The organism is Bacteroidota bacterium (assembly GCA_016706255.1).
Lineage (GTDB): Bacteria > Bacteroidota > Bacteroidia > Chitinophagales > BACL12 > UBA7236.
In genome coordinates this window covers 796420-812612 of the sequence record JADJJZ010000029.1, presented here as the reverse complement: position 1 = coordinate 812612, position 16193 = coordinate 796420, and the positions used below count along the sequence as shown (strand labels likewise).

The 16193-nt window shown below is 35.2% G+C and carries 13 protein-coding genes and 1 pseudogene; 10 read left to right on the top strand and 4 right to left on the bottom strand.

Annotated features, from left to right (window positions below; all coding sequences use genetic code 11):
• Window positions 1–26: 26 nt before the first annotated feature.
• A pseudogene (locus tag IPI65_21435) lies at window positions 27–1138 on the top strand (acyl-CoA desaturase).
• Window positions 1139–1154: 16 nt separating this feature from the next.
• Here IPI65_21435 and IPI65_21430 read toward each other — a convergent pair.
• From IPI65_21430 to IPI65_21420, 3 genes are all read right to left on the bottom strand, one after another.
• The gene (locus IPI65_21430; protein MBK7443995.1) at window positions 1155–3416 is read right to left on the bottom strand and encodes a carbohydrate binding family 9 domain-containing protein; all 2262 of its coding nucleotides are present in this window, start codon (window positions 3414–3416) and stop codon (window positions 1155–1157) included.
• Window positions 3417–3880: 464 nt separating this feature from the next.
• A complete protein-coding gene (locus IPI65_21425) occupies window positions 3881–4447 on the bottom strand; it encodes a transposase (GenBank protein MBK7443994.1) in 567 nt (188 codons plus the stop codon).
• Window positions 4448–4675: 228 nt separating this feature from the next.
• Window positions 4676–6583, bottom strand: coding sequence for a CotH kinase family protein (locus IPI65_21420; GenBank protein MBK7443993.1), 1908 nt, complete (start codon window positions 6581–6583; stop codon window positions 4676–4678).
• A gap of 163 nt (window positions 6584–6746) precedes the next feature.
• Between IPI65_21420 and IPI65_21415 the strand changes: the two genes are divergently transcribed.
• From IPI65_21415 to IPI65_21390, 6 genes are all read left to right on the top strand, one after another.
• Entirely contained in the window at window positions 6747–8402 is a 1656-nt protein-coding gene (locus IPI65_21415) for a hypothetical protein (GenBank protein ID MBK7443992.1), read from the top strand.
• Between the two features lie 23 nt (window positions 8403–8425).
• Window positions 8426–8734: a T9SS type A sorting domain-containing protein gene (locus tag IPI65_21410; protein MBK7443991.1), complete on the top strand. Its 309-nt coding sequence runs from the start codon at window positions 8426–8428 to the stop codon at window positions 8732–8734.
• Between the two features lie 388 nt (window positions 8735–9122).
• Window positions 9123–9425 carry a hypothetical protein gene (locus tag IPI65_21405; protein MBK7443990.1) on the top strand — a complete coding sequence of 101 codons (303 nt, stop codon included), beginning with the start codon at window positions 9123–9125 and terminating at the stop codon, window positions 9423–9425.
• Between the two features lie 174 nt (window positions 9426–9599).
• Window positions 9600–9932, top strand: a complete 333-nt coding sequence (locus IPI65_21400; GenBank protein MBK7443989.1) for a hypothetical protein — start codon at window positions 9600–9602, stop codon at window positions 9930–9932.
• Between the two features lie 192 nt (window positions 9933–10124).
• Entirely contained in the window at window positions 10125–11324 is a 1200-nt protein-coding gene (locus IPI65_21395; GenBank protein MBK7443988.1) for a T9SS type A sorting domain-containing protein, read from the top strand.
• Window positions 11325–11436: 112 nt separating this feature from the next.
• A complete protein-coding gene (locus IPI65_21390) occupies window positions 11437–12465 on the top strand; it encodes a cyanophycinase (protein ID MBK7443987.1) in 1029 nt (342 codons plus the stop codon).
• Window positions 12466–12518: 53 nt separating this feature from the next.
• Here the strand turns inward: IPI65_21390 and IPI65_21385 are convergent, their stop codons facing one another.
• Window positions 12519–13253 (bottom strand): hypothetical protein, encoded by a 735-nt coding sequence (locus IPI65_21385; protein MBK7443986.1) that lies wholly within the window; start codon window positions 13251–13253, stop codon window positions 12519–12521.
• A gap of 220 nt (window positions 13254–13473) precedes the next feature.
• Here IPI65_21385 and IPI65_21380 point away from each other — a divergent pair, with 220 nt between their 5' ends.
• From IPI65_21380 to IPI65_21370, 3 genes are all read left to right on the top strand, one after another.
• Window positions 13474–14496: a hypothetical protein gene (locus IPI65_21380; GenBank protein ID MBK7443985.1), complete on the top strand. Its 1023-nt coding sequence runs from the start codon at window positions 13474–13476 to the stop codon at window positions 14494–14496.
• A gap of 197 nt (window positions 14497–14693) precedes the next feature.
• Entirely contained in the window at window positions 14694–15788 is a 1095-nt protein-coding gene (locus IPI65_21375; GenBank protein ID MBK7443984.1) for a T9SS type A sorting domain-containing protein, read from the top strand.
• 128 nt (window positions 15789–15916) lie between these two features.
• Entirely contained in the window at window positions 15917–16174 is a 258-nt protein-coding gene (locus IPI65_21370) for a zf-TFIIB domain-containing protein (protein ID MBK7443983.1), read from the top strand.
• Window positions 16175–16193 lie beyond the last annotated feature (19 nt).

The window sequence follows — 16193 nt, the reverse complement described above, 5'->3', positions numbered from 1 at the left end:
TGATGTTAATGGTGCTCAATCAAAGTATGCAGCAAAAACAGTCCGTTAAATTTATTAACCGAGATAAGAGTTTATTCTACCAGACAGTTAAAGAGAACGTTAATAAATATTTCACCGATAATCATATTTCCAAATTTGGAAATGGTACCATGTTTTTTAAATCATTTGTATTACTAACCGCTTATCTTGGCGCGTTTGCACTGATATTAATTTTTAATCCGCCGTTTATAGTTAGTATGTTATTATGGTTTAGCATGGGTATTACCGTTGCCGGTGTTGGCATGAGTGTAATGCATGATGCCAATCATGGTGCTTATGCGGATAATAAATACGTGAATATGGCAATGGGATATACCCTTAATCTGTTAGGAGGTACTGTCCATAACTGGAAATTACAGCACAATATCCTCCATCACACTTACACGAATATCACCGGTTTGGATGATGATATTGATGATAAAGCAGGAATGCGTTTTTCACCACATAATACATGGAAAAACAAACATAATTATCAATATATCTATGCATTTTTTCTTTATGGATTGATAACATTGTATTGGTGCATCGCAAAAGATTTCGTTCAGTTTTCTAAATACACGAATAATGGTGTTAATGCCAATAGCAAATCTCAGAATGTGATTATGTTTATCAAGTTAATCATATTAAAGGCAGGCTATTTCTTTTTGTTTTTAGTAATGCCAACCATGTTTTTTGGCATTCCATTTATTCAGGTGGTTACCGGTTTTCTGATTATGCATTTTGTGGGTGGAATGATTTTATCTGTTGTATTCCAATTAGCGCATACCGTTGAAGAAACATCGCATCCTATGCCTACTGAAGATGGCACTATAGAAAATTGTTGGGCTATTCATCAATTAAATACCACCATGAATTTTTCTCGTAAAAACAAATGGTTGTCGTGGTATGTGGGGGGATTAAATTTTCAGGTTGAACATCATCTTTTCCCAAAATTTGCCACGTGCATTATCCTGAAATTGCGCCAATAGTAAAATCTACAGCTGAATCGTTTAATATTCCATATCTGGAAAATAAAACCTTTGGCACAGCATTACAATCGCATATTAAAACACTAAAACGTTTAGGCAAAATGCCTGTTTTAGATGAGATTATGGGTTAATATTAACTGCTATCTGCTAAAGCGCAAACGTTTTAATAAACTTCAAAGTAACAGCCTGATTATCGATTACCGGTAAATGAGGGTCAAGTCGTGTGAGGTTAGTATTTGTTCCCTGATTAAATACGATAAATAAATCAGTTCCTTCTGATGGGTTATACCTGAACCTTAGGTTAGAACTTAACTGATCGGTTAAATCATCGTATTGCACATAAAATTTCAATGCGACTTTCGTAGTAAAATTATAGGTAATATTCCAGCGAATTAAATTGCTGGTAAATACAGTTGAAATGGTATCGGTCAGGTATTTATCGAATTGAATATTATTATATTCATAGGTAAGTGAAAAGTATAAATGTTTAGATGCATACAATGTTGCTTCAGGCGCGATGTAGATTCTTTTCCCGCTGTAAAATCCACCGTAAGTCATTTCCAGGGAGCCATAAAATGCAGATTGTGAGGGTGAGATTAAAATAAGGGAATTATTCCATGTGGTATAAGTGCCGGCAGAAATGGCATTTTTTTCATCTAATATCCAATCGAACGGGAGCGAATCTATTTTGAATTCCGCGGCAGAAATTACAATTTCTGCACCATTTTTAAATTGTAATCCCGGCCATATTTCAAGGCTATAAGTTTCACGCTGATGGGTATCAAATTTCCAGCGATAATTATTTTCTACGAACAAACTCCAATATTGTAAAATACTTTTTTCTGAAAAACCATCTCTATAACCTAATTCCACCATTCCATTACCATAATTATTATCATCGATAAAACCCATCACCGGATTAATATCTTCGCCTAATAAATCGAGTGTGCCGCTGTATAAAAATCCGGTTACTGCAGATTGAAACACACCTGCATGCAAATAAGAAGCTTTAATGATATCATCTGCCTTAAAATTTACTAATGTACCTGATATTCCGCCTTCAACTGCAAGTTGTTGTGTAATTCTTTTAACAAAATCAAAACCAATTGTTTGATTAGATAAATTGGAAGTATCAGTATTTAATCGATTGGTAATAATTCCGCCAACGAAACTGCCCAGCGGGTCAATAAATTTCCGGGTTCTTAATACAGTAAAATTATGGGGAGAGATGCCTTCTTCAGCAATACCTGTAGTTTGCATATTTAAAGCACCTAACTGCCAGTCGTTAACTTTACCTGTCAATCGTGCACCACCAATTATAGGAACAATAATTCCATTTTCCCGACCAATTTTACGGGTAATAAATAATGTATTACCGGAAGGAAATCCGAAACTTAAATTATTTGCTGATTCAAGAAAAAAACTTCTTTTTTCAGGGAGGTTAACTTCGTATTTTGATAAATTAATAATACGGTCGTCTACTTCAGCCTGTGCGAAATCTGTATTTAAAGTTAAGTCGAGGGTGAGGTTTTTAGATAAACCATATTTTGCATCTATGCCTATATTGCTGATAATTTTATCGAGTGTTTCATTTTCAACAAAATTTTTGCGCTGCATAAATTCTGTTTGGGTGAGATAACCTGTTGTATCAGCATTTAAATAACTAAAACTATTGTAATTTGCAATAATATATGGGCTGATGTAAAATGGTTTACGGCTGACTAAATTTGTAAACACAACTTCTCTTGCGTAAGATAAATTCGACCAAACACTATTAGTTTTCGGGTCGCAGGGAGGGGAGGTGATTAATTCATTTTTCCGTTTGATTAATCTGGCTATGCGAATACCCATTACCACTTCATCCTTTGTTTCAAATCGTAATGATGAGAATGGAATGCGGTATTCGGTAGTATACCCGAAATCAGTAATTGCAGTCACAGCGTCCCAATAAGTATTGTAAGAATCGTTTGATGAGGTTCCATCTTGAGTAAATGTCGCATCCCATCGCGCATCCAGGGTATTGGCTAAAAATCCCAAACCCGTGGTTTTATCATGATAAGTATCAATAATAACGCCGGTGCCATCATCATCGCCCAACGAAAAATCGCGTTCCATTGCCAGTCGTGTCAAATTATCAGGTTCCGAATCGTAGCATGTAATTCCGATATATAAATAATCATCATTGTAAACAATCCGATATTCAGTTTTTTCAGTAGCTACCGCACCCGCCTGTGGCGATTCCTGCATGAATGCATCCTCCATGCCGGTCTGTGCCCAAACCGCTTCATCCAGCTTGCCATCCAAACTAATCTCATCACTAATCCGCAAGGGATGATAAGGTGCAACGCCCTGTGCATGAACAAATACAATATTTAAACATATTGTAAAACCAACAATAAGTAATCGCATGATTAAATTTTTTTTCGAATGTATGCCTAACCTGAATAAGGGTTAAAATTAAAAATAATTTAAATAAAAATACATTACACGCAGTGTAATGCTCTGCGCTGTCTCCGACTGCGCTGAGGCCTTACCGGTCTCCGACCGTGCGAGATACAATTTAGGTTTTAAAACATTTGATAAATAAAATATTTTATTAAAAATAAAATTTATACAAGATGGTCACAGACCATGGAAGCCTCAGCGCAGTCGGAGATAGCGTAGAGCGTTTATTTAGTTGTTACGATTGGATGGATTTTTTTTAATCAAATTTATTCAAGATGGTCACAGACCATGGAAGCCTCAGCGCAGTCGGAGACAGCGCAGAGCGGTTATTTAGTTGTTACGATTGGATGGATTTTTTTTAATCAAATTTATTCAAGATGGTCACAGACCATGGAAGCCTCAGCGCAGTCGGAGACAGCGCAGAGCGTTTATTTATATTGAATCACACCATCCCAAATATCTATATCTATTAAGGATGGGAGGCCACTATAATATGCGGCACTTGAATAAATGTAATCTTCTTGTTTTAGTACAAGTTTTGCCCTAACAGGGTTGTCATGAATGTAATTTAATTTTTGAAGGAAAAAATCGCGCGTTGTAATTTGCTTTGGATGGTTGTCACGTTTCCAAAATAAATGATCTCCTTTACCTCCAGACCGCATTTTGGCTAATTCAAATCGTTTTAACATCCATGTTTCACGACTTTCAGGAATTGTACTTATTGTTCTGATAATTTCACCACCTGTAAATTTTTTAAAGGATGTAATTGTAGGAGATAATTTACCATCGGGTTGATGTAAAATTGTATGAACATGATTACTCATCACAACATAACCATAAATTCGCAAGCCAAAATTCTGTCTGCAGAATTCCAAACTATTTACTACAATATCCCGATAATTTACTCGCGTAAAAATGTCAACCCAATCGGTCACTCTAAACGTCAAAAAATGCGGTAAATACTCATCCCGAATCACATAGCCTTCTCGTTCCATTTGTTTTTTAGGGGTTTAAACAAAGTAAAAATATTTTATTTGGCAGGAGGCTGCAAGTGAAAAGCAATAAATATTTTTTATAAATTTTGGGAGGAAGCGATGGTGAAATGCAGGTATTTACTCTTGCTAAAGGGTAAGCGCTTAACGCACTTTTTTGTTTTGAGCTTCGTAATTTAAATAAATATTTATCAAAGGTTTGAATTAACCATGTGAAGTTTTAATGTTTAACTATTCCTTCACAAAAGTAGCAGTTTGTTGTCCAAGCTTGTTTTGAATAATTATCAAATAACATCCTGCCGGGAGGTTGTTTACATCGATAGCATTTCCTGAAGAATAAGTAGGGATATTTACCATCATCCTTCCATCGGTAGTATAAATTATGAGATGGTTACTAATTGTATTTGAAGTTAAAACCTGAATGGTGTTTAAAGCCGGATTGGGGAAAATATTTAACGTGTTAATTTTATTAATGTTTGTAACGGATACCTGTCCGCCAACTTCGTAATAAAAAACATCGTGCTCGGCACCAGGTGGCAGGTAGGCTCTTGTTTGGGTTGTGCTGTTATCTATAGCTTCAATATAAAAACGAATTTTGCTTCCACTCATATAACCCGGAATAGCAGCGCCAAAAACGCCATCTGCTGCAGCACCATCTTCATGCATACCGTCATCATACATGGTGGTTTTATTAAAGGTGCCGAATAATTTATCAGAATAATACAGGTAAATAATATTTAATCCTTTTGAAGCAGTAACACCGGCGGTGACTGTTGGTGATTCCCAATTATTAACCACTGACCACTCGCCGTTTTCAGAAATAAGTTTTGGGTTTGTTATTATTGGTGGAATTACATTCACTTCCGTGTTCGCTAAATAAAAATCATAGCGCGCATCAACAAATTCTTTCAAATCGGTAACCTCAGCCAAATATTCGGTATAGGTATATATTTTTTTAGGATCATCATTTATTAATTCATTTATCAGGTTGTCTATCAAGTCAATTCTTGCAGACATACTATCCGGATTAAAGGTGTATTCTATTATTGTGCGTATATGAGCAAGGTAACGTTGACGTAATACATCATTATTTAATAGTATATGCATTAAAGGGAAATCCGAATCTGTAATTTTATAAAATGGGGACCAATTTGCGTGCAACGCATCCATACAACTGTTGCCATCATATTCTAAGGGCGTTATTCTATCCGTTTCAATTTCCCAATAAACATAATAATCCATCCCACCTTTATTTACATAACTATCATCATCAGCAAAAATAATTTCGCAAGCTAAATACCATAGTGTACGGTCAATATCTAAATATTTATTTAATTCTTCAACCAATAATTCATCATCTGTATTATTTAATGCATCAGCTGCTTCAAGAATATCTGTTAACGGGTCTAATTTATCAGAAAATTTAAGTTGATAATAATCGCTATAATCATCCGTTTCATCTCCCAAATAATTGAGTGAGCAAAATCCTGCACCAAAAGGATCTCCGCCGCCGGGCCCTTCTTTTTCAGCACGCCAAAGGCTGCCGTTCTTGGTCATAAACCATTCTTTAATAAAATCTTTATTTAATTGTTCCACATTCAGATAAATACCCCAATCTTCATTATTTAAATATAAATGAATATAATTTACTGCAAGTCCGGGAATAAATTTTTGAATAGCGTTTTCATAAACAGCTTCGCGCATAAATGATGGATCATCATAACCGCAATTAAGATTTAAAGTATTATAACCATGAATGTCCTGCGTGGAGTCGATATAATCTAAAGTTATATTAAATGACTTTTTCTCTGTGTTATTCAGAAAATAACTTGTTTGACCTTTGAACCGAACGCCAACTTTTTCATTGAGTGTGTCACCGTTATATATTAATGTTGCAGGGATATCTGTTTTATCTTCATAATTATCTAATAACTGCGACCAGTAATCAGCATTATCAAATAACAGATTAAGGCTTGAAATGGTATTTAGGTCATAAAATTCATTCGGCGCAAAGCCACCTGTAGTTAACCGAGTTCCATCAGCAGATATTTGCATTTGGTCAGGTAAGGTTTGGGCAAAGATGGAGTTTGTATAACCAGCTAAAACCGATAATAAAATTATTTTACTTAGCTGCATCATAGTTATAGTAATTTGGCAGCTTTGACGGGGAAAATAAGTTATCGTTTAACACTTGTTGTTAAAATTACAACAGATATATAAAAATTATATACAAATATACCCTGAAATTGAATTTTTAGTAAAATTTGTCTATGTTTGGTAAAACAAAATAACACGCATAAACATGAAAAAACTTTATTTACTCCTCTTAACAGGTATTTTGGCAACCGGTTTACATGCACAGCCCGTGAACCTCGGCACCACAACGTATGGCATTCAATCGAATGGCCCCGCACGAAATCTGATACGGGTTTACGCTGATGGAAAAGTATCAGCTGCCTGGACCGGTTCTTCAACGCTTGATGGTGCTTATACTGATCGTGGAACATATTATAACAATTTTGATGGTGTGTCATGGGATCCATCTCCGACAACCCGTGAAGAAACTGTTAGAACCGGCTTTGGCGAAATTGTAACCGCCGGAACTAAAGAAGTAATTATTTCGCATAACGGAACTACATTAGAAGTATTTCGAAATACAGCAATTGGTAGTTCAACATTTACTGAAACAACAGGGTCAAATCAAATAATTGGTTTATGGCCATCTGTATATTGTCCTGAAGGAACGGATGATATATATGTTGTTTGTGCAAATGCGGCTACTAATCCAACTGCAATTAATTTTTCACGTTCAATGGATGGTGGTGATACCTGGGCTGTATTAAATTCACCTTTACCATTTTTAAGTACAGCTGAAGGATTTGGTTCACTCATAGGAAATAGCACACAAATTTCGGTATTAGGAAATACTGTTTATGTATTATATGGCTCTGAATATTCTGATGTTGTATTGTTGAAAAGTACAGCAAAAGGAAATGCAGGAACCTGGACCAGTCAGGTTGTTTATAATTTTCCAATTGCAAATTATACAGGTGCTCTTGGGCAAACATCTGATGCCAATGGTGATTTTGTTGCTGATACCATTAATACAAATGATGGTTATTACAGTATGATAGTTACCAGTGATGGAACTGCACATGTATGGTTTGGCGCCTACAGATTATTGGATGACAATGCCGGATTAGCCGGATGGTCATATTTCCCTATAACTTCAGGGATGTATTATTGGAATACTAACACAGCAACTTTAGGTTATATAGATTTCTTTTTTGATACCAACAATGCCGATTTATTAAATGACCCTTACGCAGGAATTGGCGCTGCAACAAAAAATTATCAGGCATCATTTACATCTATGACAACGGCAGCTTATGATGAAGCAATTGATCGTATTTATCTGGTTTACGCAATGCCAATGGAAAATACAGATATTTATGCAGATCCATTTAATGGGTTAGCAGAGTCATTCAGAGATTTATTTGGAACCTACTCAGATGATAACGGATTAACCTGGTCAGCACCGGTCAATTTAACAAATAGTGCAATCACTCAAAAAGAAAATGTTTTTCCTGCGGCTTTCCCTACCGTTATGAATGGAAAAGTTCATGTTATCTGGCAACAGGATAATAATCCCGGTTCAGCATTTGAGACAACTAATCCTGACCCGATAACAATTAATAATATTTATTACCAGGCATTTACTGCTGAAGATTTTGGTGCTCCGGTTTGTGATGTAACAAGTCCGCCAACAGGTTTATTTGCGGCACCAATCGGTACAACAAATGCCAAGTTAAACTGGAATGCAGTTCCATTAGCTTACCAGTATCAGGTGCAATATTTTAATACTGCAACTCCCGCTACAAAATTGAAGAAAAAATCGTTTACAAATTCAGTTAACCTTACTGGTCTCACCCGGGTGCAACATAAAATTGTAAAGTAAAAACAATTTGTCCGGGTGGTAGTATGTCTGCATTTTCTCCTTCAGCATTTTTCACTACTTTATTACGTGAAGGAAGTGCAGAGGTTTACACAATTATCTACCCTAATCCAAGCACAGGAATTTATCAGATTTCTGCCAGTGGTTTAATGCTGGAACAAGCGGAAGTTATAATTGTTAATGCTTTAGGCGAACAGGTTTTTAATCAGGTTTATGCTACAACTGCAAATAATTTGGAAACAACAATCGATATCGGACACCTTCCAAAAGGAATGTATATCTTACAAATACGTTGTGGAAATATCGTAGATACAGGAAAAATTATTTTGGAATAGTTAAAATAGAGCTACTATCCAACAGGCTGTCTCATAAGGGCAGCCTGTTTTTTTTCGGGATGATGTATTAATCCATGTTTGAGTAATAACACTTATGTAGCAACACACTTATAAGTATAATGTTAAATGGATGATAATCATTTATTCCTGAATTTTAGCTGAAAAATGTCCATTTCAGAGGGTAGTTGCGGCAGAAGTCTTTAACCTTTTATTATATAGATAAAATCTAAATGCTTCTATTAATCACTTAAGCCTGCAAATTGTGCCATTTTTTTCGTATATTTATGCTTTCTCGAATTATTTGTTCTTCTGTAATGCTGGTGCTAACTGTGCTGCAGCTCACTGACTATCATCTATTCGACTGATTTTTCACTATAAATTATATATTTTGGAATTTAAGATTGTTCAAAACAAAGGGGCCTACAAGCAAATAGATTTTGGTGCAGGCAGAAGTACTCAGGGTTTTTATCAGATAGCGCGAAAATTTGAGCAAATTCTCGATATATCCTATTCAAAAAAGAGCGACAACTTCAATACCCTTTGCTGGAACTATTCTTATCACGGTGTGCCTTTCCAACTTACTTATCATTGGGATAATGGTACTTTGATTAAACTGCAAAATAACGTGCCAAGTAAAGATGAAGAAACAGCGCTCGATGAAATTATTACGGTGCTGAGTTCTTATTTATAACTGCATTTTCCAGGTAATTTCTTCCCTTATTTTCTCTGAAAATCTTATTTACAGGGGGTTCTGACAAACTCTGACTATACTCATAACAGGAGGTAACATAAGTCATAACTTACGGCTTTGCGCTATACGAATTTTGTGTTGTAAAAATTAACAATCACAATTAAATCTCAATATATGAAAAAGCTAATGTTAATCATCGCCCTTGTAATAGCAGGTAATTTATTTGTATCTGCAGCTGACAATAATGCAGAACCTCTGCAAATAGCTGGAATTGAAAACGGAGCGCAAGTTGCCGGAATGGGAACCATTATGTTAAAAGGTGATATTTGGGTTATTCGTGTAACAAATGAGGATGGAATTATGGATTATTGCCCAATGAATTTACCTCAAAACTTCCAAAAAGTTGGAATGGTAGTTAAATTTTCAGGAACTGTAAAAAATATTTCTGATACTGAAAGATTAGCAGGAATGCCACTCCTGTTGTCTGAAATCAAATCAGTAAGATAATTTTAATCATGTGGATTTTGGTAATCGGAGGCTGTTGGTGTGCGACAGCCTCTTTTTTTTGCCTGTCACAAAAGCTTGTAAATTAATACAGAAATTTTAATCAGGTTTAAATTAAACTGATTACTTTTAACCGTGGCATTCAGCAGACGGTTTTTCCATATACTTATCCTCTCTTTTTTTAGTTGTAGCAATTTGTTTGGCCAACACGCTATTATTCAGCCTGTTGCGTTACACCCGGTGTTTAATGTCGACTTCAGAATCAACGAAACTTTCCTGTATAACCTTTCTAATCATCCTGTTTATGAAACATTTGATTCTATAGCATATCGTTATGATGAGTGGGCGAGATTGGATTATTGTAAACGGTTTATAAATAATATTGTAGTTGCTGAATCTGTGCTGGAATATGATGCCCTAAATCGCCCTACGCGCGTTACCTCCCTGGCTATGGATACTTTTTATTTTTATAATGATCAGGGCCTGCTTTACGAAAAAAATGTTTCCAATGGGAATAGTGACCCAACCAAAGCAATTTATCAATTTCGATATGTATATAATGCTAGTAATCAATTAATTGAGGAAACATACACCGATTTAAAAAATTACGACACGATCACCATCTTAAGCAACAACCGGTATTATTATAACACAAATGGAAAACTTGATTCGGTACATAATTATTTTCTGGATACTATCACATTTACAGGTGTTGATGTAGTACGGCTTTTTGCTTACTCAAACGGCCATGCCACCTTAACTGAGCGGGTTTTGACTAAATACAGTGATTCGGAATTATTTGTTGCAGACAGCATTATAATTACAAATTTAAATGAGCAACAAAAACCTCTAAACAGAATTGTTTTGGATATTAATGATAATGGTTTTCAGGATACTGTTGCTGCAGATTATTTTTATTATGAACCTGAAGGTAAATTGTTATGGAAAATAACAAATACTTATACTGAAGGAATATATACCAATGGAAATTATTTTTATTATGATTATGATTTTCTGGGTAATTTATTATTTGAGTACCGTTATATTTCCACTGACAGCACAAATTGGGAATTGATAGATCGGGTGCGTTGGGTAGTAAGCGGCGATGATGTAAAATATATCGAAAAATCTTCGATGTTAATTTCACCTAACCCTGTTAATTGTTGCGGGCAAATCATAATATTTGCGGGAGACCCGGATGCTGTAACAATTGATATTACCGATATAAGTGGTAAAAAAGTTATTTCCATTTCAGCAACCCTTACTTCCGGAAATAATATTCTTAATTTACCGGTTTCAGATTTCCCGATTCAATATCAGCAAGGCTACCAGGTTTTCTATATTCGGGTAACCGGGAATAAAACATTCGCCCAAACAACCTTTATTAAATTGTGATTAATCTGCCTGTCACAAAACGATTTAAGTTGTAGCTGTTCTCGCTGGTAAAACCGCATTTCAATTTTTATTTTTGAGAACATTTAAAAACTATTTAACCCACATCAATTTTATGAAAAAAACACTCATTTATGTAATTGCAGGTGCTATGCTTGCATCTTGTTCGAAAAACGATATTAATCCGGTCACAACCGAGGTGCAGGATGATATTGACTTAAAAATTGTATATTATTTAACCGGTGATGGTGAAGATGTAGAAGGTGAAACCGAGGATGGAACCGTATTAATGGGCGGCAGCACTGATGTAGACGCTGCATTTGAATGGATGATTGACAGAGCAGGTGGAGGTGACTTTGTAGTAATTCGTGTCACAGGTGAGGATGGATACAACCAATATATTTATGATATGGGTGGTGTTAATTCAGTTGAAACAATTGTAATTAATACAACCAGCAGCGCTAATAACATGGGAGTATATAATCGCATCATAAATGCTGAGGCATTATTTATAGCAGGTGGCGATCAATGGAATTATGTAAACATCTGGAAAGGTACTTTAGTAGAAGATGCAATTAATTATTTAATCAATGTAAAACATGCACCAATTGGCGGCACAAGCGCCGGTGAATCGATATTAGGTGATGCTTATTTTGATGCAATGAATGGTACTGTTACATCTGAAGGTGCATTAAACAATCCATATAAAGATCGTGTATCATTACAATATGATAATTTTATTGAAAATCCTTGGTTAGTAAATACCATTTGCGATCAACATTATATCGGAAGAGAAGGCCGTCACTTAACATTTATGGCGCGATTAAATAAAGATTATGGCATTGATGTAAAAGGAATTGGTGTTGATGAAGAAACTGCAGCCTGTATTGATGAAGATGGTCATGTTCAAGTTTTTGGAATTAACAATGCATATTTCTGCAAAAAAACAAACCTAGGACCTGAAGCTTGTGCAAGCGGACATCCGTTAACATGGGATCGCGGCGATCAGGCCATGACGGTGTATAAAGTGCCTGGCACATTAACAGGAGATAATACTTTTGAACTCAGTGACTGGTCTACCGGAAGTGGTGGAACCTGGGGTTATTTCTGGGCTTTTAAAGGAACATTTTATTCCTCGTTTTAAAAAATAAAAAAAACCGATATTGAAAAATATCGGTTTTTTTTGATTAATTATTTTTAATTTTCACCATATCCTATCAGGATAATATTAATTCCAAACCCACTTAAATTTCCTTCAATTGGAATTGGGTCATTTATGTAAGTATAAGGATTAATGTATTGATTTAATTCAGAATAATCTGTTTTAACCGGTGTCCAGCTATAATATGGTTTCAATAAAATTCCGAATCCTTCTTCGGTAGCCAAAATAAGTTGAATATACGGTTCAAATCCTATTTTGAATGCACTGTTTACTTTTGCAAAATTAGCCACGCCAATTTTATCCGGAGTATCACTTCGGGTTAAAGATTTTTCGCTATCTAACGCAGTATTTATTCCAATAGTTAAAGCCTTGGTGTCGCTATTTCCTAAGTTGATTCCCATGCTGAAATCCCAGGTATTCCATTTGTTTTTTAAATCGCGTTGAACTTCTATACCACTGCCATCAATTCCGCTTGCACTAACCACACTACTGCGGTAAGTAAAGCCAATATCATAAGCAAAATAATTGGCAGCTCCTCCAAAATGGGCAGTAATGCCATCATAATAACGGTTGTAAGGCATTATTGTGGTCAGATAAGGCCTCGTTTCATTGTAACGATCGATAACAAAATCCAAACCTTCCGATTTCAGGTAAGAGGCATTGTAACCTAATCCCCCATAGGAATACCCTTGTGTTTTACCGGTTTCGGTAATATTAATAGTTGTGAGCAGCAGGATAAAATGCAGGCTGTATTTGAAAAGTTTGTGCATGTATGTGATGTTTAAGCGCAAATATGCAGTTTTTTTTCATTTTGAAAAAGAGTAAAAGTTTGTCTAAAGGAACTGACGAAAGTAAGCTTGAAAAGGCTACTGCCATCTAAGTCCTGTTAAAATATGCAAATATTGGCATCTGATTTGCAGGTGGAGCGAAAATAATACATTTGAATACTTGAAAATCTGTTTGATATATTTGCAACACAATAGACCAGTAATGAAAACGATACGATTATTTATCCTTTGCAGCTTTTTGCTATTATTTACTGCCGGTAAACTATCAGCTCAATTTGGCAGCCCTTTATTAACCTATAAAAACGATGTTCCGACCCAAAAGGAATGTACCGAAATCACATCTCGTAAGCTCATTATCATGATGCAGCGTTGGGATTTGGATAAAGTGGATGAATTTAAACGGAAAAAGGAATTTTCTGAATTGGAGGAATACAAAGACAATTGTGCTGCTTACAGTGAAGCTTATATTCAATTCATAAAAGAAAAATGGAGTTTACACGATACCTTCGAAGTGAAATCGTTTAAACAGGTAAAAGAGTTATATGAAACCGGTGCAACTGATTATGTGGTGCTTGCATTAACACATATTACAGTAACTAAAGATTCAGAAAATAAAAATCAGTTTACCTTAGATTATGCCTATTCCGGCAATGAGGCAACTATGGATGCCGGTGGATTTAACGTTCAGGATTTTAAATCGCTGGTATTATTTCCTATCGAACAATTAAATGAGTTGGAATCAACTTTTACAAAAATGTATGTGGGAATAAGTATGATACACCAGGTGCCAACAAAAGAAGATATTTATTATGGTATTGATGCCATGAATGATATTGTTAAACGCAAAGCTGCTGATAATAAATTTACAGATAATACCATCAAACAAACTGCACCAAAATTAAAAGATTATACGCTTGCCATTTCTAAAAAAGATTGGGATGATTATATCGCAGTTAAAGATGCGCAAGTATACTATCCTTATCCTATTGAAGTAATGGAGCAAGAGAAATTTAATAAATTAATTACCGAAGGTGCAGCAGGATATGCTTATGCATTTAAGGTTGGTAACTGGTTTGGAATTATATATTCTGATACTAAAGAAATTGCATATATGTCGGCTCCAATCGATATACCGGTTAAAAAAACAACGCCTCAGTTTAGTTTACGCGACTTTAATAAAATAAATGAAGCAATTACCGGTACTAAAATTGACTTTAAGGAATAATTACGCCTTCTTATTGGAAATAGTTGAGCCTAAAAATATTTCTAATAAATCCTCCGTGCAGCAATTGAACGGGGGATTTTTCTTTTTTGGCACTTGCTGTAAAATATGCACAATCTAGAATTTGTATAAATTGAACGATTTTTTTGTAGATTTTGAGAAAATTATCCGTATATTTATTTTATAAAAAAATTATATCTATGAAAACAAAATTACTTTCCTACTCCGGAGCCGCCGCTGCATTCATGATTGCAGGCTCCAATCAGTTGAAATCGCAGGTTGTTTACGGTGACATCGACCCTGATGTTTATGTAACAGGGGATCCTGTAGATTATTATATGGATTTGAATTTAGATGGTGAATATGAAGTGCATTTTGATCACTTTGCAAATGGGTATGGTGATATTGGCTGTGCGGGATTTGTGGTGCCTAATTATTCTTATTGCTTTATTAGCTATCAATATGATTCACTTGGCCTTTATAGTTTTGCAAAAGTTTTTGAAGAAGGTGAAACCGTGTTAGGTGGATTTAATAATGCACCCGGTTATATAAACCTTCAACACGCTGATGGCAGTTCTACTTTTGGCATAGGTCCCTGGATTTCTCCTGATGATAAATATATAGGTTTTGTATTTGAAACTCCAGACGGAGCGGAATCGTTTTTTGCATGGGTAAGGCTGCAGGTTGATGAATGTGGATATGTAATTAAAGATTATGCCTATTCACCCGATCCAATTATTGCGGGAGAAGGTATGCCTGTTGATGTTTGTGAAATGCCTGCTTCTGTTGATGTTACCGGTATTGAAGCTGAAAAAGCAAAAATTACCTGGTCTGATGTAGCAGGTGCAACTAGTTACAATGTGCGTTTTCGTGAAGTTGGTGCTACCGATTGGCATGAAAAAACAGTTGAAGCACCTAAAACATTTATTAAATTAAAAACTTTAAATTGTGATACCGAATACGAATGGCAGGTGCAGGCAGATTGTGCAGGTGGCTTGTCGGAGTATACGGCTTTAAATACATTCACAACCTTATCCTGCCGTTTAGGAGAAACTGAATCAGTAGATTTTTCTATTTATCCTAATCCTGCAAATGGTTCGCTTAATGTAAATTTTGAAGAGCCTGTCAACAATGGTATTGTAGAAATATTTAATTTCACCGGCACACTGTTATATTCAGAAACGGTTAACGGATATGCAACAACAATTGATTTATCTGCCTTACCGGCAGGCATGTATTTTGTTTCAATTACTGCCGATAATGTTGTGCAACGACAAGAGTTTATAAAACAATAATTTAATTATTATAACAACATTAAAAACCGCTATACTTTTTGTGTAGCGGTTTTTTTCTGTAAAATGTTAATTTTATTTAAATGGATGAACATTTTTATTAGTATAAAGTTTATACTAAAAATTATTTTATGAAATGTCCGGTTTGTATTGATAAAGACCTATTGATGACTGATCGTCAAGGCGTTGAAATTGATTATTGCCCAACTTGCCGTGGTGTATGGCTCGATCGTGGTGAACTAGATAAATTAATTGACCGCAGTGGGGAAGGGGCTGATAGTTTTAAAAAGTCAAAACATCAATTGGATGAAAGCGATAACTACAAACAAAATAAACACCCGCAACATTATAAAAAGAAAAGTATTTGGGGTGAAATTTTCGACTTTTAATTGCTAATTGTCAAATAAC